12 protein-coding genes and 1 tRNA gene are annotated in these 17,047 nt (G+C 65.1%); 1 reads left to right on the top strand and 12 read right to left on the bottom strand.

What is annotated here, in order from left to right; genetic code table 11:
- Positions 1 to 183: 183 nt before the first annotated feature.
- The 7 genes from GUV69_RS08350 to GUV69_RS08380 all read right to left on the bottom strand — a co-directional run bounded on the left by GUV69_RS08350 (position 184) and on the right by GUV69_RS08380 (position 9,884).
- On the bottom strand, positions 184 to 2,913 hold the full coding sequence (locus tag GUV69_RS08350; RefSeq protein ID WP_348272265.1) for a helix-turn-helix transcriptional regulator: 2,730 nt from the start codon (positions 2,911 to 2,913) through the stop codon (positions 184 to 186).
- The gene (locus GUV69_RS08355; protein ID WP_164201407.1) at positions 2,900 to 5,638 is read right to left on the bottom strand and encodes a LuxR family transcriptional regulator; all 2,739 of its coding nucleotides are present in this window, start codon (positions 5,636 to 5,638) and stop codon (positions 2,900 to 2,902) included. Before GUV69_RS08355 ends, GUV69_RS08350 begins: the two co-directional genes overlap by 14 nt.
- Positions 5,639 to 5,756: 118 nt before the next feature.
- Entirely contained in the window at positions 5,757 to 6,347 is a 591-nt protein-coding gene (pth, locus tag GUV69_RS08360; protein ID WP_164201410.1) for an aminoacyl-tRNA hydrolase, read from the bottom strand.
- Between the two features lie 78 nt (positions 6,348 to 6,425).
- Positions 6,426 to 7,010, bottom strand: coding sequence for a 50S ribosomal protein L25/general stress protein Ctc (locus GUV69_RS08365; RefSeq protein WP_164201412.1), 585 nt, complete (start codon positions 7,008 to 7,010; stop codon positions 6,426 to 6,428).
- Positions 7,011 to 7,241: 231 nt separating this feature from the next.
- Positions 7,242 to 8,222: a ribose-phosphate diphosphokinase gene (locus tag GUV69_RS08370; protein ID WP_164201414.1), complete on the bottom strand. Its 981-nt coding sequence runs from the start codon at positions 8,220 to 8,222 to the stop codon at positions 7,242 to 7,244.
- Between the two features lie 2 nt (positions 8,223 to 8,224).
- Positions 8,225 to 9,703, bottom strand: coding sequence for a bifunctional UDP-N-acetylglucosamine diphosphorylase/glucosamine-1-phosphate N-acetyltransferase GlmU (glmU, locus tag GUV69_RS08375; protein ID WP_164201416.1), 1,479 nt, complete (start codon positions 9,701 to 9,703; stop codon positions 8,225 to 8,227).
- Positions 9,704 to 9,812: 109 nt separating this feature from the next.
- Positions 9,813 to 9,884: transfer RNA gene (locus GUV69_RS08380), tRNA-Gln, on the bottom strand.
- Between the two features lie 161 nt (positions 9,885 to 10,045).
- Between GUV69_RS08380 and GUV69_RS08385 the strand changes: the two genes are divergently transcribed.
- Positions 10,046 to 10,672: a TetR/AcrR family transcriptional regulator gene (locus tag GUV69_RS08385; protein ID WP_164201418.1), complete on the top strand. Its 627-nt coding sequence runs from the start codon at positions 10,046 to 10,048 to the stop codon at positions 10,670 to 10,672.
- Between the two features lie 12 nt (positions 10,673 to 10,684).
- Here GUV69_RS08385 and GUV69_RS08390 read toward each other — a convergent pair whose 3' ends face one another.
- The 5 genes from GUV69_RS08390 to GUV69_RS08410 form a co-directional block, all read right to left on the bottom strand.
- On the bottom strand, positions 10,685 to 12,511 hold the full coding sequence (locus tag GUV69_RS08390) for an ABC-F family ATP-binding cassette domain-containing protein (RefSeq protein WP_164201420.1): 1,827 nt from the start codon (positions 12,509 to 12,511) through the stop codon (positions 10,685 to 10,687).
- Between the two features lie 39 nt (positions 12,512 to 12,550).
- Positions 12,551 to 13,513, bottom strand: a complete 963-nt coding sequence (locus GUV69_RS08395) for a 4-(cytidine 5'-diphospho)-2-C-methyl-D-erythritol kinase (RefSeq protein WP_164201422.1) — start codon at positions 13,511 to 13,513, stop codon at positions 12,551 to 12,553.
- On the bottom strand, positions 13,510 to 14,382 hold the full coding sequence (rsmA, locus tag GUV69_RS08400; protein ID WP_164201424.1) for a 16S rRNA (adenine(1518)-N(6)/adenine(1519)-N(6))-dimethyltransferase RsmA: 873 nt from the start codon (positions 14,380 to 14,382) through the stop codon (positions 13,510 to 13,512). Before rsmA ends, GUV69_RS08395 begins: the two co-directional genes overlap by 4 nt.
- 219 nt (positions 14,383 to 14,601) lie before the next feature.
- The gene (locus tag GUV69_RS08405) at positions 14,602 to 15,771 is read right to left on the bottom strand and encodes a resuscitation-promoting factor (RefSeq protein WP_164201426.1); all 1,170 of its coding nucleotides are present in this window, start codon (positions 15,769 to 15,771) and stop codon (positions 14,602 to 14,604) included.
- Between the two features lie 282 nt (positions 15,772 to 16,053).
- On the bottom strand, positions 16,054 to 16,959 hold the full coding sequence (locus GUV69_RS08410; protein ID WP_164201428.1) for a TatD family hydrolase: 906 nt from the start codon (positions 16,957 to 16,959) through the stop codon (positions 16,054 to 16,056).
- Positions 16,960 to 17,047 lie beyond the last annotated feature (88 nt).

The following is a 17,047-nucleotide window of genomic DNA, read 5'->3' on the forward strand; positions in this document are numbered from 1 at the left end:
GGCCAAGGCCTGGGCGGCAGAAGGGCATGGCGCCGCCAAGAGGCGTTGTGGGGCGGTTCCGCGCCATTCCGGGTCGGTTCTACGCTGTTCCGGGGGCGGTTCAGCGCCGTTCCGGGGGCAGCACTGCGCAGGAAATGGCAGGGGTACCGTCAGCCCTGCCGATCAGGATGAGCTGGCGGCTGGCTAGTGGGCCAGGGCAGTGGACAGCTCGTCCCTGCTCCGCACCCCGAGCTTCACGTAGGTACGGTACAAATGGCCCTCCACCGTCCGCACGGATACCATCAGCCGCTGGGCGATTTCCCGGTCGGTGAGGCCCTGGACAGCCAGTTCCACAATGTCCTGTTCACGCCGGGTGAGGTGTACCGTGGGTGCTGCGGCGATGAACTGGCCCTCGCGGAACCGCTCCCCCAGTTCATGGTCGCATTTCTCCCGCAGGGCGACTGCCTGGCGGGAACGACGGCGTTCGCCGGCGCTCTCCAGGACAGAGCTGGCCCGCGCGTAGGCTTCCCGTGCCACGTTGACGAATCCCTCGGTTTCCAGCTTTGCTGCCGTCTCCATGAGGGAATCAGCGTCCCCGGACTCCCAGTGCTCCGCCAGAGTGAGCATGGCCGCCGCCCACCGGCCTTCGACGTTCCCGGCCAGGGAGTGAACGAGGGGGATGACGGAATGGTCGCCCAAGTCCCAGCAGAGGGACAGAAGTTCCAGGAGCGTGCCCGACCTGGCAGATACCTCCGGGATGGTTGCCAGGGTGTGGAGGGCTGCCAGGCCTTTCCCGTCACGGGCGACGTACTCCGACCCCGCGGCCGCATAGGCCGTCGCCAGGAGCTCCTGGACCGCCGAACCCTGGGCCGCATCCTTGTAGTCCAGCTCAAGCCGGCTGGACTGGGCGGCATCGCCCAGCCTTGAGGCCACATAAAATGCCAGCGAGGAGCCAAAACGGAAAAACTGCAGTGGATCGCTGAGCCTGAGCGTCTCCACGGCCGGCAGCAATGTTTGATAGGCCCGTTCTATCCGCCCCTGGCGCAGCAGTGAATACCCGCGGAGAACCTCAAGGCTGCCGCCAAAGGCAGCTGCGGCCCTCGGGTGTTCTGTGGCGTAGTCCGCCAGTTCCCGTTCCGCCGATTCCCAGTCCCCCGTGGCTAGGTGGCCGGCAACCAGGCGGCCCAGCACGTATTCGTTGAAAAAGAAGACTCCACCTTCCAGAGCCGGAAGCTCCGCGGCCGCCTTCAGCGCGGCATCCAGGCCTTGGACGGCCCGCCCGGACGCAGCGAGGGACTGAGCCAGCAACGCACCCCCGACCGCCCGCAGTGCGCCATCAGTGGTGCTCCCGGGAGTCCGGATCCGGAGGTCCTGAACCTCGCGATCCAAACCTTCGCAGTTACCGGCTTCCCCGAGCTCCAGGAGGCGCAGCAGCTGCTCCTGCCAGGCCGTGCCGGGGCGGGCATCAGCATCGGAGTCATTCTGGGGAGCATCGTCGTGCCGGGTTTCGGCACTGTCTTTGGCACCAAAGCCGCCGAGCGATTCCCGGGACCCGGCTGCGAACACTGCCAGCGGTGTTCCCAGGGCCTGGTGGGCCAGAGCCCTGAGCATCAGGACAGGTGCGGCCCCGGCGCCGCTTCCCAGTTCCAGCCAGCAGCCATCAAGGAGCTTTGCCGCGCCGGTGAAGTCGCCTTCATTGTAGAGAGCCCTCGCATGGATGGCGTGCGCCTGCGGCACGAGGGCAGGGCTCACTACTTTGGCTGCCATGGTCCGGCTGCTCCGGCTCCTGAAGTGGTCGAGGGCAGTGTGTGCTGCCTCGAGGAGCTCGGGCTCGGGTGTCTTCAGCCCGCATTCGAGCGCCCATTCAACAGCCCTCAGCTTGCCCTCGGAACCGGTGGGTGAACTGCCCAGGTGCCCTTGGATCCTTTCCCGGAGCTGCAGGCTCCGCGACACCGAGATGGTCAGCCGGAGGGCATCACCGAACAGGGCATTCCAAATCCGAAGATCAGCGGGGCTGCCCTGGCTCTCCACTACCATTTGCTGGTCCAGCAGGGACCGCACAACTTCTGCACCGCTGATGTCCTCAATGACCTTGCGGCTCACCGGCCCGGCAAGGGAAATCAGCTTCAGAGCCTCCTGTTCCTCCGGGGTGCGGCGAAGCATGTCCTTCACCACAACGTTGTAGAGCCTGGGCCCATCGGCCGGCAAGGGCCCCAGCAGCATCCAGATTCCGTTCCGCTTTGCGAGCTGGCCGCCCTCGGCGGCGTCGTGGAGCAGGGCATCGAGAATTCGCGGGTTACCCCCGGAAGCGTTCCAGATGGTGTCAACGGTTCCGGCCGGAACGGTGCCGTCCAGGGCATGGGCGAGGACTTCCTCAATCTGTTCCCGGTTCAGAGGACGCAGATCCACGCGATCGGCCAGGCCGTCGTACCAGAGCTGTGCGAGGGCCTGCGGCAGCCCGGGCCGCGGCCTGCCGGCTGCGACCACACTGGCCCAGCCCGCGGAAATCATGTCTGCCACGATTCCGGCGGTCGCCTCATCCAGATGGTGGGCGTCATCCATCATGAGCAGCAGAGGGGTGTCTTTGCCTGCTTTGAGCTTCTCGAAGTAGCTCCAGACCGACCTCAGGACAGCCACGGGTGACACCGAGTCTTCTGCGGTCAACTCCGCCGTGTAGGGCGCCAGGATACCGAAGGGAACGCGCGACAGCGCCGAGCTTCCGTGGATCTGGACAACGATCATCTCGGCGGACAGACGCTCGGTAATGGCCTCGATCAGGGTGCTCTTGCCGATGCCCGGGCCCGCCATCAGGAACACGGCCTGGCTGGTGCGGGTCCGGATGATGTTGCAGATCCGGTCCAGCGGCTGCCGACGGCCTGTCAGCGGACGGTGTGCGGTTCCGGGTTTCGGTGAGTATCCGTTAGACGAGTCCAGTCAGATCACCCCTGGACGTTACTCCCAGTTTTGTGAAGACCTGGTAAAGGTGGCCCTCCACAGTGCGGACGGAAACGCCCATGTCCAGCGCAATATCGCGGTTGGACGCGCCACGGCCGGCCAGCCGCGCGATCTGCCGCTCCCTGCTGGTCAGGAGGGGGCTGCCGCTGCTCGGCACGATTGGCAGGCTGGCCACGGTGGCTGCAAGGACGTCAAGCCGGGCCTGGGCGGTCCTGGCTGAGGCCGGGTCTCCGGCCTGGCGTGCGGAGTCAACGGCAAGTGCCATGCAGCGGGCCTCAACGGCGTCCAGCTCAAGCGTGGCGGCAAGCTCTCCGCCGGCGAGAAGAATTTTGGCATCCCGGGTCCTGCTCCCGATGGCAATGAGCCGCGAGATTTCCGCGAGAGGGCCTTGGCGGTGGCCGGCCACTTCTTCGAGCAGGCGGAAGTCAGCTTCCGTACCGTGGACCGTTGCTCCGAGCAGGCTAATCCCGGCAAGCGTGTACCTGCCGGCCGCGATGTCGCGCCGCGCCGACTCCTTCAACCGGGTGACCGCATCGACGTCGCCCAGCCACCGGCCGGCCATGTCAGCGCAGAACTCCGTGATGTTTTGCGTGGCATGATCTGCGGCGCCCCCGGTCCGCTGCAACTTGTCCAGGTATTTCCGGGCCTGCCCGGCGTTGCCAATCTGGGCATAGGCGAAGGCAACCGCGGCGTAGGCTGCCCGGCGGATGCCCTGGGCCGGCCTCAGCTCCAGCTGGGCTGCGGCTGAAAGCAGTGAATCAAGTGCTACCGCACCCCTCCCGGCGTACGCGTAGGCGATGCCCGCTGCCAGTTCAGCGGCGGCACTCCGGTAGGGAAGCTGGTGGATGTCACGCCCCGGAGGAGGACTCAGGAGATCGATGCAGCGGCGCCACTGCCCGGCGGTCAGGAGGACGTTGAATGCCCTTCCGGTGAACTTTTCCCTCAGGCCCACAATCTCTCCGGCGTCGGAAATCTGCCCGCCCAGCTGCCGCATCAGGCTCAGGGCGTCCATTTCGCGGCCCGTCATGGAGAGGGCGCTCATAAGGATCAGGGCTGAGTTCATCCGGAACCAGGTATCGGGGTTCTGCGCGGGGTCGGCAGCGGCTTCCAAGGCCGGGATGGCGGCGGCGTAGTCGCCCACAAAGGCCTGATATTCGAATTCGCAGAGGCTGATCCGGTTGGCCGCTACGGCCAGCGGATCGGGCCAGCCCTTTGCGATGCCTGGCTCGGCGCCAAGCCGTTCCCGCGCAGTCTGCAGCAGTGCCGGCACCCTGTGGGCGTGTTCGGGGAGCCAAACCATCACCTGCGATTTAGCTGCAATGACCTGGGCGTATTCGTCGGCCTCCAGGTTGTCGAGCTGCGGCTGTGAGATGTCATCCAGGGCCGCCATGGCCTGCCCGGGGAGGTCCAGCAGCAAGTATGCGGCGGCTTTCTGCCGCTGGCCGGGCACCCATTCCGGGTCAGTGCGTTTCAGCGACTCGGCATATTTGAGGGCAAAGCGGGGGTCAAAGACCTGGACGGCGGCTTCGGCTGCAGCCAGCGCCATGGGCGGACTCAGCTCGGCTTCGCATTCGTGGGTCAGGGCGGCGAAGGCCATGAGCTCGTCGATGGTCATGGATGAGGGGTCCTGCACCTGGCCGTCCAAGAGCAGGCTCCGCAGCTCCCGGCGCCGGGTGATGCTCAGCCAGGACCGGACGACGTCGCCGAGGTACATTTCCCGGAGTGACACCCAACGGTTTTCCGAGTCATCGATCTCCAGCAGGCCCGCATCTTCCATGTCCGCAATGATGCCGGCACCGTAGACAGCGGTCAGCCTGGACAGCTCCACGCTCCGTGCGCAGGACAGCATTTCGATGACTTCGCGCTCCTGGGGAGACTGCCGGGACCAGCGTGACCGCACGATGTCCTCAAGGCTCGCCGCTCCGTCAAGCACTACTTTGTCCCGCAGGGTCCAGACCGAATCCGACAGGACAAGGTTCCCGGACTGCTGCTGCTCCGCCACGAGCGCTTTGAGCAGCAGCGGGTTTCCGCCCACCATGGTGTGAAAGGTGCTGACGAGGGAGGCGGACACGCGGTGCCCCAGCAGCGAAAGCAGCACCTGGCGGGTCTGCAGCTCGTTGAGGTTATCCAGCCTCACCTCAGTCAGGCGGCGATCGGTGAGCAGCCAATGGAAGTCTGCTGGAAGGTCGCTGATCCTGGGCGCCACGGCAACGATGCGCGCAGTGCCCGTGAGGAGGATGTTGAGCAGCACGCCGGCGCTCATGTCATCGATGCTGCCGGCGGTGTCCAGGGTGATGACACACTGGCGCCCGGCGGCGTCACTGCGGATCAGCGAAGTTATGCCCCGCAGAATGGCGGTTGGGGAACCCATGTAGGCCTGCGGAAGGCGTGCCAGCAGGAAGGCCAGACATCCGTACGGGGTGTCACCGGTTGTGGACCCGCACCGCAATTGCAGCGTCCAGACATCCGGGCCAAGCTCGGACACGGCCGTCCGTGCCAGGGATGATTTTCCAACACCGCGTCCGCCGGTAACTACCACGCCGAGGGAGTCTGGGCTGGTCAGGGCGTTACGGACGGCTTCAAGGTTGGCGCTGCGGGCAGGCACAGACCAGCGCTGCGGCTCGGACGTACCGCCGGCTTCTGTCCGCAGCTCAAGGTCGTTTCGCGGTGACCCACGTCCCCAGCTGAGTGGCTCAATTGACATGAACTTATCCCCTACATCCCCTAAAGCGGGAACAAGCCCCATCGCTCCCCCGCTTAGGAAGAAGACTACCCCTTGGCAACGAACGGTGAACAGGGAAACCGCATTTTTAGTCCTATTACTACACGTCTGTTTTTGCGGGGTGGAATTTCTGCTGGGTGGCGGTCAACCCCTCCCTGACCAGCATCTCCACGGCATCAGCGGCCTCGTCCAACAAAAACGGGACGTCTTTGCGTTCGGCGGTGCCAAAATCTTTTAAGACGTAATCCGCTGTATCCATCCGGCCCGGCGGGCGTCCCACACCCACACGAACCCTGAGATAGTCCTTCGTGCCGATTGCCTTGGAGATGTCCCTGAGTCCGTTATGGCCGCCCTCGCCACCACCGCATTTCAGCTTTACCGTGTTAAACGGGATGTCGATCTCATCATGGACAGCCACCACGTGGTCCGGTCCGATGCCATAGAAATTTGCCAGGCCGGCCACCGGTCCGCCGGAAACGTTCATGTAGGTCAGCGGCTTGGCCAGCACCACGCGGGGACCGCCAATCCCCAGCCGCCCCTCGAGGACCTGGGCCCGGGCTTTGTGGATTTTAAAGTTCCCGCCCAGGCGGCCCGCGAGTTCGTCCAGAACCATCTGGCCGACGTTGTGCCTGTTGCCCCTGTATTCGGCCCCGGGGTTTCCGAGCCCAACGATCAGCCAGGTGTCAGTCATTGTTCAATCCTAAGGTGGTCCGGACATGGCTGTGGCCGGACCCCAGGAGGGCCCGGCCACGAAAACTACTGTGCCGTATTACTCGGCTGCGGCTTCAGTGGAAGCCTGGGCCTCTTCGTCAGAAACCTCGGTGGCCTCGGAGATGTTGACAACCAGTGCGTCGGCGTCGGCCAGCAGGGTGGCGCCCTTCGGCAGAACCAGGTCGGAAGCGTGGATGTGCTGTCCGGCGGTGCGGCCTTCGATGTTCACCTCGACGGCGGTGGGCAGGTGGGTTGCCTCAGCCTCGAGGGAGATGACGGTCAGTTCCTGGTTGAAGACGTTGCCCGGAGCAAGCTCGCCAACAACGTGGACGGGGATGTCCACGGTGACCTTCTCGCCCTTGATGACGGTCAGCAGGTCGATGTGCTCGATGATCTGCTTGATGGGGTCGCGCTGTACGTCCTTGACCAAGGCCAGGTGCTCTTCGCCGTTGACGTCCAGGGACAGCAGGGCGTTGGCGGTGCGCACTGCCAGCGTGGTGGCCTTGGCCGGAAGGGTGATGTGGATCGGCTCGGCGCCGTGGCCGTAGATAACGGCGGGGATCAGGTTGGCCATGCGCGCGCGGCGGGCAAAGCCCTTGCCGAATTCGGTGCGTACTTCTGCTGCGAGCTTCTGCTCAGACATGTGTATCTCCTCGGAAGAATGAATGGTGTTCAGCAAGGGCGGAGGTCTGGTACGACCTTCAACGCCGGGCGGCCGTATGTGGCGCCCTTCCGAAGGGAGATGCAGACCCAGTCGATAACGGAGACTGCTCTCCCTCGCCAAGGTATCGTGAAGAAGCTTACCAGCGCCGGACCCCATTACTGAAACCGGCGCTGGCCGGCCTGCCGAATTCGACAGGCTCAAGTAGCAGGGTCAGGCGTTGCCGTCGAACAGGCTGGTGACCGAACCGTCGTCGAACACTTCATGGATGGCGCGGGCAATCAACGGCGCGATGGACAGCACCGTGAGCTGCGGGAAGTGCTGGTGGGCACCGAGGGGCAACGTGTTGGTGACTACCACTTCGCGGGCTCCCGATTCGGCCAGCCGCTGCGCGGCGGGCTCGGAGAACACAGCGTGGGTTGCAGCGATGATGACGTCCTTCGCCCCGGCGTTCTTCAGGACCTGGACGGCGCCGGAAATGGTGCCGCCCGTGTCGATCATGTCATCGATCAGGACGCAGGTCCTGCCTTCGATCTGGCCCACCACGGTTTTGGACACAGCCTGGTTGGGAACGGTGAGGTCACGGCTCTTGTGCACAAACGCCAGCGGCGCCCCGCCCAGGCGCTCGGCCCACTGCTCGGCGACGCGGACGCGGCCGGTATCCGGCGACACCACGGTGACGTTATCGGCGGACACCCGGGTCCGGATGTAGTCCGCCAGGAGGGGGATGGCCATCAGGTGGTCCACCGGGCCGTCGAAGAAGCCCTGGATCTGCGAGGTGTGCAGGTCAACGCTCATGATGCGGTCGGCGCCGGCAGTCTTATAGAGATCTGCCACCAGCCGGGCGGAAATGGGTTCGCGGCCGCGGCCCTTTTTGTCCTGCCGTGCGTACGGGTAGAAAGGCGAGACCACCGTGATGCGCTTCGCGGATGCCCGCTTCAGCGAATCGATCATGATCAGCTGTTCCATCAGGTGGTTGTTCAGCGGCGCCGGGTGGGCCTGGATGACAAAGGCATCGGTACCCCGGACGCTTTCGCCGGCGCGGACGTAGATTTCCCCGTTGGCAAAGTCGTAGGCATCAATGGGGAGCAGTTCGGTCCCCAGCTCTTTGGCGATTTCCCGCGCCAGCTCGGGATGCGCCCGCCCGGCGGCAAGCACCAGCTTCTTCTCGCCGTGTGCGGTAATTTCGCTCATTATTACTTGCCCTCTTCTGTTGATGCTGGGGTATTTGAGGAGTCTGACATGGCTGCCTGGGCCAGTTCCGCCGAGCGCGAGCCGGGGCGGTTGGCAACAACCCAGCCCTCGGTATTGCGCTGGGCAGCGACAGACAGGACGAGCGCCCCGGCCGGGACGTCCTTGCGGATCACCGCGCCGGCGCCACTGTAGGCACCGTCCCCCACGGTGACCGGTGCAACAAACACTGTGTTGGAACCTGTACGGACACCCGAGCCGATCACCGTGCGGTGCTTCTTCTCGCCGTCGTAATTGGCTGTGATGTTTCCACAACCGATATTGGTGTCCTCGCCGATTTCGGCGTCGCCGGCGTAGCCGAGGTGGGACAGCTTGGAGCCGCGGCCGATCGTGACGTTTTTGGTTTCGTAGAACGCACCGATTTTGCCCGTGTCGCCGAGCACAGTGCCCGGCCGCAGGTAAGTAAAGGGGCCGACGGAGGCTCCCGCGCCGATGACAGCGCCGGAGCCGTGTGTGCGGGTCACCTTGGCGCCCTCACCGATGCGGACATCCGTCAGGGTGGAGTCGGGGCCGACGACGGCGTCCCTCGCCACGGTGGTGGTGCCGTGCAGCTGCGTGTTGGGAAGGATACGGACATCCTCGTCCAGGGTGACCGTGGAGTCGATCCAGGTGGTGGCGGGGTCAACAACGGTGACTCCTGCCCGCATCCACGCTTCAACTGTCCGGCGGTTAAGTTCAGCGCCGAGGGCTGCAAGCTGCACGCGGTCATTGGCGCCCTCCACCTGCCAGCGGTCTTCGGTGACGACGGCGGCAACCCGGCCGCCCGACTGGCGGGCGAGGCCCAACACGTCGGTGAGGTACTTTTCGCCCTGCGAATTGTCCGTGGTGACGTGAACCAGCGCGTCGCGAAGGACTGCGGCGTCGAAGGCGTAAATGCCGGAGTTGACTTCGCGGACCAGACGTTCGGCTTCGGTGGAGTCCTTGTGTTCGCGGATGCCGGTGACGGAGCCGTCTTCGCCGCGGAGGATGCGGCCGTAGCCCGTGGCGTCGTCGAGCAGCGCGGTGAGCACCGTGACGGCGTTGCCTTCGCGTTCGTGGGTGGCCACCAGGTCTGCCAAGAGGCTCCCCGTGAGGAGGGGCACATCGCCGTAGGTGACCACAACGGTGCCTTCGAGCTTCTCCTGGGCATCGAGGGCCTCCAGTGCGACCTCCACGGCACGTCCGGTACCGGGAATGTCGTCCTGGTCCACGATGAGGGCCTCAGGGTCGAGCCCGTTCAGGTGGCCGGCAACCAGGTCGCGCTCATGGCGGACTACCAGGGCCAACCGGCCGGGGTTGATGCTGCGGGCCGCGAGGAGGGCGTGGCCCACCATCGAGCGGCCGCCGATCTCATGCAGGATCTTGGGGGTACGTGATTTCATCCGCGTACCGGCGCCTGCTGCCAGAACTATGACGGCGGCTGGGCCGGTATTCTCGGGGATCACGTACGGGTTCTCCTTGCTTCGTTGCGCGTGGCGCTGGGCGCGGTGCCTGTCCTGCCGTAGGCCTGGCGGGGCACCGAGTTCATACTACTGGACGCTCTTGGCGCAGCAGTTCCGCCCATAGGATTCGAACCTATACTCCACGGCTCCAAAGGCCGGGGTGCTGCCATTACACCAGGGCGGACCATGCCACCGGCGCAAGGCCAAGGCACAAGTAGTTATTTTGCCATGGGTTCAGGGCAGCCCGCGACATGAGCAGAAATCGTGGCGTCCACGCCGCCCGCCCGGCACCCGATCCGGCCGATTCAACGGCGCCGGTGACCAGCCCTGGGGCATGATGGAAATGTGAGTAACAACGCACCCCGGACACGGATGACCAGCGTCCAGCGGCGCCGCCAGCTGATCGACGTCGGCCGTGGCCTGTTCGCCGCACGCGGACTCGACGGAACCACAATCGAGGAAATTGCGGCCTGCGCAGGCGTTTCCAAACCCGTCATCTACGAGCACTTCGGCTCCAAAGAGGGCATGTACACGCAGGTGGTGGATTGTGAGTTCCACATTCTCCTGGACGCCATCACGGCTGCGCTGACCGAGGAAGCCAAACCGCGTGTCCTCGTCGAACGCGCCGCCCTGGCCCTCCTCACCTACATCGAAAACCACACCGAGGGCTTCCGCATCCTGATGCGCGACGCTCCCCCGTCCCAGCCGGAAGGCGCGTTCTCGACCCTCCTGTCCCACGTCACCGCCCGCGTGGAACACATCCTGTCCGACGAATTCGACCGCCGCGGCCTCAGCGCCGATGACGGCGCCATGTACGCCCAGATGCTCGTCGGCATGGTTGCCATGACCGGCCAGTGGTGGCAGGACAGCCGCCAGCCCGACAAGCAGACCGTTGCCGCCCACCTGGTCAACCTCGCCTGGAACGGCCTCACCGGCCTTCAGAAGGACCCGGAGCTGCGCGGGGAAGGCTGAGTGGTTACGAACTTACTCGCCGAGGACTTCCAGGGCTTCGAGCCATTCAAGCTCGAGGGCTTCGCGTTCTCCGGCGAGGTCCTTGAGCTTCTTGTTTTGCTCTGCCAGGGCGTCGAAGTCGGAGCCGGCCGTACTCTTGACCATTTGGTCGTGGATCTTCTTTTCGGCCTGCTCGAGTTTGCCCATCTGGCGTTCGATGCGGTTCTTGGCCTTGCGGGCGTCGCGCTTTTCGGCCTCGGAGGCGCCCGTTGCGGCCGGTGTCGCGCTGCCGCTCGCGCCCGTCACGGGGTTACCGCCGCCGGTGATGGTGGAGCCGGCGAGGGCGGATTCGCGGAGCTCGAGGTACTGGTCCACACCGCGCGGCAGGGCGCGGATCTTGCCGTCGCCCAGGAGCGCCATCTGGTGGTCGGTAACGCGCTCCAGCAGGTAGCGGTCGTGGCTGACCACAACGAGGGTTCCGGGCCAACCGTCCAGGACGTCTTCGACGGCGGCGAGGGTATCGGTGTCGAGGTCGTTGGTGGGCTCATCGAGCATCAGGACGTTGGGTTCGCCCACCAGCAGGCGCAGCAGCTGGAGGCGGCGGCGCTCACCGCCGGAGAGGTCCTTCACCGGCGTCCATTGCTTTTCGTTGGTGAAGCCAAGCTGCTCCACCAGCTGGCCGGCCGTGAATTCCTTGCCGCCCACGTTGAAGGACCGCTTCTCGCGTTCGATGACCTCGATGACGCGCAGGTCGGAGACGTCGTCGAGCTCTTTGACTTCCTGGGTGAGCACCGCGGTGACCACGGTCTTGCCGCGCTTGACCTTGCCGGAGCTCGGCTGGATCTCGCCGTTCAGGAGCTTCAGCAAGGTGGTCTTGCCGGCGCCGTTGACGCCCACCAGGCCGAGCCGCTCCCCCGGGGCGAGCCGCAGGGTGATGTTGTCGAACAGCTTTTGGCCGGCGTCGCCGCCGAGGAAGTCGAGCGATACGTTCTCGAGGTCCAGGACGTCCTTGCCGAGCCGGGCGGTTGCCATCTTGCTCAGGGCCGTCGAGTCACGGGGTTCGGGGACGTCGGCGATCAGGGCGTTGGCGGCCTCGATGCGGAATTTGGGTTTGGCCGTGCGTGCCGGGGCGCCCCGGCGCAGCCAGGCGAGCTCCTTTTTAACGAGTTGCTGGCGTTTGCTTTCCATCACGTTCGCCGCGCGGTCCCGTTCGGCGCGTGCGAGCACGTAGGCGGCGTATCCGCCGTCGAACGGGTCCATGATGCCGTCGTGGATTTCCCAGGTCTTGGTGCAGACTTCGTCGAGGAACCAGCGGTCGTGGGTGACCACCAGGAACGCGCCCTGGTTGGGGCGCCAGCGGGTCTTCAGGTGCCGCGACAGCCACGCGACGCCTTCGACGTCGAGGTGGTTCGTGGGCTCATCGAGCATGATCACGTCATGGTCCTCGATGAGGAGCTTGGCCAGCGCCACGCGCCGTTTCTGCCCGCCCGAAAGGGCGTGGACATTGGCGTGCCAGTCGACGTCGGACACCAGGCCGCCCATGACTTCGCGGATCTGGGGGTTGCGGGCCCATTCGTAATCGGCCTGATCCCCGACGATCGCGGCACCGACGGTCAGGTCGCCGTCGAGCACGTCGCTTTGGTCCAGGTAGCCGATGTTGACTTCACTGCGCTTGGTCACCCGGCCGGAGTCGGGGGTGGACCGCATGGCCAGCAGGCGCATGAGCGTTGACTTGCCGTCACCGTTCCGGCCCACCATGCCGATCCGGTCACCCTCCTCGAGTCCAAGGGTGATGCCGTCCAGGACGGTGCGCGTTGCGTACGAAACCGTGAGGTTCTCGCCGCCAAGAAGGTGTGCCAAAGGGGACTGCTTTCTGCTGCTGGGTAAAGAAACGGTCGCTTAAAGGAGGGTATCGGACATGATGCGGGCGCCATGCACGGGCCCGTGCACAGGGAACGCCGTCATGCCGTAGTGCCGCAGGTCCTCGGCCAGGTTGTCGGCTGCGGCCGGACTGCGGGCCAACAGTGCCACCGTGGGTCCGGAACCGGAGACGATCCCGGCCAGGGCGCCGAGCGCTTCGCCCCGTCCCAGCGTATGGCGGAGCTTGGGGGCAAGTTCAATGGACGCCCGCTGGAGGTCGTTGACGAGTACCCGGCTGAGGGCCACGGCATCACCGCCGCGGAGCGCCTGCAGGATCCTGGGGTCAACGGCCGTGGGCTCTGCCGCTTCGAGGCCTTCCGCGTCCCGGAGCCGGTCCAACGTGCGGAAGACCTCCGGGGTTGGCAGGCCGTAGTCTGCGGCCACAAGGACCCAGTCCGTCCGGGCCTTGACGAGCGCCGGTGAGAGTTCATCCCCCACGCCGAGTCCGACGGCCGTACCGCCGAGGAGTGAAAACGGGACGTCGGCACCCAGGTCAGCGGCGATGTGTGCCAGTTCGTCCTTTGACAGCCCGCTGTTCCAGAGTGCATCGCAGGCCAGGAGGGTGGCGGCGGCATCAGCCGATCCGCCGCCCATCCCGCCAGCCACGGGGACGCGCTTGGTGATCTCCAGGTGGACGCCGGTGGCATGTTCTGAGACATCAGCCATCATGGCCGCGGCTTTGTACGCCAGGTTGTTTTCGTCCAGCGGGATGTCCACATCGTCCAGGTCGAGCGTGCTCTCCGGACTGATGCTGAGGGTGATTCCCGGCGTCTGCGTGCTGGTGGCTGAGACTTCCTCATAGAGTGACACCGCGAGGTAGACGCTGGCCACGGAGTGGTAGCCGTCGGGCCGCAATGGTCCCACATCCAGGGAAACGTTGACTTTGCCGGGCGCCTTTACCCGGACCGTCCTTGCGGAAAACCGGCCCGCGGGTGCCCTCATGCCGTGGCCTCGCGGGCTTCCGCTATCCGGGCAAACGCGTGGATGTCGATCACTTCGCCCCGGGCCGTGGGGTCCACACCGGCGGCAACGAGGCAGCGTTCGGCCTCGGACGCTCCGCCGGCCCAGCCTGCCAGTGCGGCACGCAGTGTCTTGCGGCGCTGGGCGAAAGCGGCATCAATAACGGCGAACACCTGCTCGCGGGTAGCTGTTGTGACGGGCGCTTCCCGGCGGGTGAAAGCCACAAGGCCGGAGTGGATCTTCGGTGCAGGCCAAAAGACGTTCATGCCAATGACCCCGGCTTTGCGCATGCTGCTGTACCAGGCCGCTTTGACGGACGGTACGCCGTAGGTCTTTGACCCCGGGCCGGCGGCCAGCCTGTCGGCCACTTCGTCCTGGACCATCACGAGCCCGTGCTGCAGGCTCGGGAAATGCTGGAGCAGGTGGAGGACCACCGGAACGGCAACGTTGTAGGGAAGGTTTGCCACCAGCGCGGTGGGCTCGACCGGGAGGGAGGTCACCTTCATGGCGTCGGCTTGAACGAGGTGGAAGTTGTCCGCGGCTTCCGGCCGCCAGGAGCGAACGGTTTCGGGCAGCTTCGCTGCCAGGACCGGATCGATTTCGACGGCGACCACGGCCTTCGCCGCATCCAGCAGGCCCAGCGTGAGCGAACCGAGGCCGGGCCCCACTTCCAGTACCGTCTCATCGGACCCGATGCTGGCCACCGAGACAATCCGGCGGATGGTGTTGCCGTCAATGACGAAGTTCTGGCCAAGTGTCTTAGTGGGCCGGATGCCTATTTCCTCTGCCAGCCGGCGGATGTCGGAGGCGCCGAAGAGGGGTGCGGGCGCGGCGGCAGTCGGTTCAGTCACTTAGGTATCCTATCGCGGCGGCCTTATCCGACCGCCCGTCCCATCGCCGGTCCTGTGACTTTCCGGTCATGACTGTTGCCCGGGGATGACTGTTTCCGCGAAGACATTCCGGGTTAACGCCAGTGGCCGGCCCCGGATTTCCCGGGCCGGCCACTGATGCCTGCGAATCTGGCGGCTGTGGTCAGCTGCCGCCGGCACAGACAGGTGCCTGGCGGGTGGCTAGCTGGTAGCGGCCCAGCCACAGCCCCACGGCTGCAGGCCACGCTGTGCATAAACGCGGTTGGCGATGTCGATCTGCTGGGCTTTGGTGGCAAGGCTGGCGTTCGGGGCGTACGCTCCGCCGCCCGCGCCGATCCAGGTACGGATGTCGAACTGGAGTCCGCCGTAGTATCCGTTGCCGGAGTTGATGGACCAGTTACCAGTGGACTCGCACTGCGCGATCTTGTCCCACATGGCTTCGTTCATCATTGCCGGAGCCGCGGCGCCGGTGTTGGTTCCCGCAGGTGCTGCGGCGGGTGCTGCGGCGACCGGCTTGGCTTTGGTGCCAATGGTGACCTTCTCGGTCACGGGCTGGACCGAAACGGATTCGGAAACCAGTGTCCGTGAGGCCTCGCGGCCGTCCACGAGAACCAGCTTGAAGGTCTTGTCGACCTTTCCGGCGACGCCGGCCTGGGTGACTTCCGTCTCGCCCCTGAGCAGTTCGGCGCTTTCCGTTTTGAGGACCTCGAAAGCGACGTCTTCGCTGGTGGCGGCGGTCTGGCTGGTGTCCACGCGGGAGACCTTGACAACCATGTTGTTCACCACATGTGCGTTGCCGGGCTGGGACGTCCGGTCGTCGACGCCGAGGGTGATGCCGGCATCTTCGAGCACCTGCGCGACGGTCCCCGCCGTTGTGGTGGCCGTGGAGACCTTGCCGTCAGCAACAATGCTGATGTTCTTGGGGGTGGAAATGGAGACGAATGAGCCTGCGACTGCGAGCTGGGCTTCCTTGGGTACGGAAACCGAGGAGGCGCTGGCCACTCCGAGTTCAGTGACGAGGCCCGCGACATCCGGAGCCGTGGTGCTGACGGTTTTCTCCGCACCGTCCAGGCTGACCTTTACGGCCTTGGCCATGTTGACGTTGATGACCGTGCCGTTCTCCACTTTGACGTCAGCCGAGGGCGAGACGCGGTCGGCGGCTTTCAGTTCCACGTTTGCGCTTTTGACGACCTGTCCCACGGTGCCGCCGAAGGACTGGACAGTGGTCACTTTGCCGTCCACGTTGAGGGTAACGGTTTTGTTATTTCCCACGAAGGCTACGAGGCCTACGACGAGCGCACAGAGCACCACGAGTTGGGTGCCGATCTTGATAAAACTGAACTTGCCGTCCGTTGTGAAGAGCTTGACCACGATTGCCCGTAACTTTAGATCCTTCCGGGCACGGGGAAAAACGCAGTGAAATAGCCGGCGCATGACCCTGGGGACAGCTCCGGGCATCGTTGCGCCGCCACACTTCGCTCTGCAGGCAGGAGGCAGTGAAGCTCGTCCATGACCTGCCAAGAGTGAAGTGAAATTATTCGAAGGCCTTCCCCGACCCCGGCTAATAGTTACCCACTGTAACCGTAGCGTTATAAAGCGGCCAAGAAACTTGCATACGAAGTATGGCCGGGAATGCCTCCGAGAGGGGCCGGGTCAGTCCCAGGATCCGTATGCCCGCACGGTATTTTCGGCGATTGTGGTGCAGAGCTCCGCGAGGTCCGTACCTGTCAATTCGGCCATGGCCCGGACGGTGTACGGGACCATGTAACTGGCGTTGGGACGGCCCCGGTGGGGATGGGGTGTCAGGAACGGAGCATCGGTTTCAACCAGCACAAGCGCCGGGTCAGCCACGGCGAGCGCAGCCCGGAGGTTCGCCGCGTTCTTGAAGGTCAGCGTTCCGGCGAAGGACATGTTCCAGCCCGCCGTGTTACAGATCCTGGCGAGCTCCCCGTCACCGGAGAAGCAGTGGAACACCACCCGCTCCGGAGCCCCCTCTTCGCGCAGGACCTGCACCACGTCGTCGTGCGCTTCCCGGTCGTGGATCTGCAGGGTGAGATTCAGCCGTTTGGCAATCTCGATGTGCCGGCGGAACGAATAGCGCTGGTGGGCGAGGCCCTCCCCCTCTGTGCGGAAGAAATCCAGGCCCGTTTCGCCGATGGCACGGATTCGCGGATGCGCGGCAAGCCGCTCAATCTCCGCCAGCGCCTCCTCCAGCTCTCCGCGTTGCGCGTACTCCGGGGCGTCGTTGGGGTGGAGCGCCACAGCCCCCAGGAGCCTGGTGTCCAGATCGACTGCCTGGACGGCGAAGCGGGAGGACTCGAGATCGGTACCCACCTGGACCGCCCCCTGCACGCCAACAGCCTGGGCGGCATCCAGCGCCTCGCCGATCGCTACCGGGCTATCGCCGTTGGGGAAATCGAAGTGTGTGTGGTTGTCCATCACGGGGACCGGCAGCGGTTCCGGTGCCGGCGGGTAATTCGGCCGCTTCTGCCGGCCGGAAGAAGCTTCGGTTTCCGCACCGGCAGCGCGGTAAGCGGCGGGAATCAGCGAATTGCACATTCTTCCAGCCTAGCGTCGCCGAATGCCCGCAGAATTACAGGAACTCTCTGTCAGCGCGGGCAGTTGTGTTAGTAGTCTGGTACGAACA

This window comes from [Micrococcus luteus] ATCC 49442, from assembly GCF_010367585.1.
Taxonomy (GTDB): domain Bacteria; phylum Actinomycetota; class Actinomycetes; order Actinomycetales; family Micrococcaceae; genus Arthrobacter; species Arthrobacter luteus_A.